At 35.0% G+C, this 461-nt stretch carries 1 protein-coding gene; it reads left to right on the top strand.

What is annotated here, in order from left to right:
• Nucleotides 1-461 (top strand): thiol-activated cytolysin family protein (locus AC1DIT_RS28515; RefSeq protein WP_476998633.1); only part of this gene is annotated, 461 nt, incomplete at both ends.

Genomic DNA, 461 nt, shown 5'->3' with positions numbered 1-461 from the left:
TTAACGCTAAATACCTTGACAATTCACTGAATATTGACTTTAATGCTGTTGCAAATGGAGAGAAAAAAGTAATGGTTGCGGCATATAAGCAAATCTTTTATACCGTAAGTGCAGAACTACCWAACAATCCATCAGATCTTTTTGATAATAGTGTTACTTTTGAYGAGTTAACTCGTAAAGGGGTAAGYAATGYGGCTCCGCCTGTTATGGTGTCTAATGTAGCTTATGGTAGAACAATTTACGTGAAATTAGAAACAAGTTCTAAGAGCAAAGATGTACAAACTGCTTTTAAAGCCTTAATTAAGGGTCAAGGCGTTGAAGCGAGTGGACAGTACAAAGATATTTTTGAAGACAGTACCTTTACCGCTGTAGTATTAGGCGGAGATGCAAAAGAGCATAACAAGGTTGTTACAAAAGATTTTAATGAAATCCGAAATATCATTAAAGATAATGCAGAATTA

The organism is Bacillus sp. 05T22 (genome assembly GCF_056396765.1).
The sequence above is the reverse complement of the archived record's forward strand: the minus strand, read 5'-3'. Positions and strand labels throughout refer to the sequence as shown.